Below are 2,447 nucleotides of genomic sequence, written 5' to 3' on the forward strand. Positions count from 1 at the left end.
GCCACCTGCTGCCCGAGGGCACGGTGGTCGCCGCCGGCCTGGCCGACCTGCCGGACTGGGCCGACCCGGCCGGCCGAGCCGGGCTGGCCGCCGCCGCCGAACGCTTCCAGCGCGTCGCCCGCAGCATCGACGAGGTGATCGACCGCACCCGCCTGCTGCAGGAGGAGCTGGCGGCGCAGCGGGCGGAGGCGATGAACCGCAGCCTGCTGGTGCTGGCGGTGCTGACCGCGATCTTCCTGCCGATGACGCTGATCACCGGCATCTTCGGCATGAATGTCGCCGGGCTGCCGGGCCTGCAGGACGCCAGCGCCTTCCTGTGGGTGATGGTCCTGATCGTGGCCGCGGGCGCGGCGACGCTGGCCCTGATGTTCTGGCGCCGGATGTTCTGAAAGCCTACTCCGCCGCGGTGCGGCTGCCGATCGCCGGCAGGTTGCGCAGCAGCAGCCGCACCAGCTCCGACTGGCGGTTGGTGCGGGTCTTCATGAAGATCTTCTTGAGATGGTTGCGGATGGTCTCGTAGCTGACATCGAGGCGGGTCGCGATCTCCTTCAGCGACAGCCCGGCCGCCAACTCGCCGGCGATCCGCGCCTCGGTCGCGGTCAGGCCGTACAGCCGCCGCAGCTCCGGCTGCGACAGCTGGTTGGCGGGCGCCGGCGCGGCGATGAACACCGCCGCCTTGGGCTGGGTCAGGCTGAGCAGCGGCCGGTTGCGGCTGACCGGCGCGACCAGGACCGCGAGCTGGTCGCCGCCGGCCGAATCCGACAGCGTCAGCCCGCCCCCCGGCTCCGTCCTCGGATCGTCGAGGATGATCGAGGCCGAGGCGATCAGCTGGCGCAGCCGCGCCGTCTCTCCCGGCTGGGTGGCGGCGAGGAGGCCGCGCTGGTCGACCCGCAGGGCGGTGCCGGCCCGCAGCAGCGACTCGGCCACCCGGTTGGAGAAGGAGACGCGGCCGGTCGGATCGGTCAGGACCACGCCGATCGACAGGCGGTCCAGGCCGGTCTCCAGCACGTCGCGCTGGGTCACCACGTCCCCCAGCCGCTGATGGATCTGCGCCGCGCGGGCGAAATGCGGCAGCAGCCGGCGCATCATCTCCGCCAGCCGCTCCGTCTCCTCCGCCGCCATCGGCTCGGCATGCAGCACGCTGACATGGGCGGAGACGCCGCCGCGGCGCAGGAAGGTGCCGCCGATGCCGGACAGCAGCTGCTGCGGCCGCAGCCAGTCGGAGAAGAACTCGGTGCGCTCGAGATTGGAGCGCGACACTAGCGTGTCGCTGACCGTGACCTCGCCGACCGCGCGGCTCAGCACCCGCTCGCTCCACGGGTTGAGGCGCCAGAAATGCTGGGCGTAGCTGTCGAGGAATCCCTGGTCCCAGCGGCTGGTCGCCGCCAGCGCCTCGTAGGCCGTGCTCTCGGCATCATCGGATTCGTGCAGCAGATACAGGCTGGCGTGGCCGTCGGCGAACAGCCCGGCGAGATCGTTGAGAACCGAATCCCAGAGACCGTGGTCAAGCGCCGCGTCGTAGATTCGCGCGATCAGGTCCGGGAGATCATCCGCCATTTCGGGAACGATCCTCGACTGGACGCCAAAGGAACGGGCCTTGCGCTGCGACGCCCGGCCGGCTTCATCACCCTTTTGGGGAAGATAGTCCATTTGGGTCAGGCTGCCACCCTCAATTTGCAGATGGGACCGGAATGGGTTTTCAGTCATCCTGTGGGTGTTTCAAGCGCACAGAGATTACAGACACCCACGCAAATTGATACGGTTTTTATATATCTGAGGCATAACGTTCGAAAAATCAGAAGCCGAGCGGCTCGTCCAGGGAGGTTCACCGAGGACGACGTGCAAACCGACGGCGAAATAGGGGACAGGCCACACCCGTTCGGTGTGGCCTGTCTCGTTTCAGGGCTCACGACGCCCGCACCGAGCCCTTTCCCATCCGGCCGGATGGGGATCAGAAGGCGGACAGGGTGAGGCCGGCGGCGCCGGCGGCCAGCATCGCGACGGTCGCCGGCAGGATGCGCAGGGCCATCGCCCGGCCGCCCAGGACGACGGCGAGACCGGCCTTGACCAGGGTGTTCATCCCGGCCGCGATCAGCACCACCGCGACGCCGACCGCGATGTCGAGCCCGCCCTGGGTCAGTTCCGCCGCCGACAGCGTGATCGCGTCGACATCGGCGAGGCCGGAGACGGCGGCGAGCAGATAGAGGCCGGCGGCACCAAGGGTGGCGTCGAGCGCCTTCGACAGCACCAGCACCACCACGATCAGCGCCACGATCTTCAGCGCCGACCACAGCTCCAGCGGGTTGCCGAGCGGCGGTGCCTCCCCGGTCCGGCGCGCGGCGGCCCGCCACAGCCACAGGCCGCAGCCGATCGCCACCACGGCGGCCCCGGCCAGCGGCGGCATCAGGGCCAGGAACAGCGGCGGGTGCAGCACCAGGACCACTAGA

3 protein-coding genes are annotated in these 2,447 nt (G+C 69.8%); 1 reads left to right on the forward strand and 2 read right to left on the reverse strand.

Going from position 1 to position 2,447, the window contains the following annotated elements; translation table 11 throughout:
- Positions 1-389: CorA family divalent cation transporter (locus P409_RS31920; RefSeq protein WP_274519196.1), on the forward strand; the 389-nt coding region annotated here is incomplete at its 5' end.
- A gap of 4 nt (positions 390-393) precedes the next feature.
- On the opposite strand, the gene P409_RS31925 is transcribed toward P409_RS31920, so the two are convergent.
- Both P409_RS31925 and P409_RS31930 read right to left on the reverse strand, forming a co-directional pair.
- Positions 394-1,557, reverse strand: coding sequence for a helix-turn-helix transcriptional regulator (locus tag P409_RS31925; RefSeq protein WP_034848094.1), 1,164 nt, complete (start codon positions 1,555-1,557; stop codon positions 394-396).
- Between the two features lie 394 nt (positions 1,558-1,951).
- Positions 1,952-2,447: DUF4010 domain-containing protein (locus P409_RS31930; RefSeq protein ID WP_034848096.1), on the reverse strand; the 496-nt coding region annotated here is incomplete at its 5' end.

It is taken from the genome of Inquilinus limosus MP06 (assembly GCF_000767795.1).
GTDB classification, from domain to species: domain Bacteria; phylum Pseudomonadota; class Alphaproteobacteria; order DSM-16000; family Inquilinaceae; genus Inquilinus; species Inquilinus limosus_E.

Bases quoted from the DNA above. Each gene is read 5' to 3' on its own strand.
- P409_RS31925 (WP_034848094.1), bottom strand. From the start codon at position 1,557: ATGGCGGATGATCTCCCGGACCTGATCGCGCGAATCTACGACGCGGCG.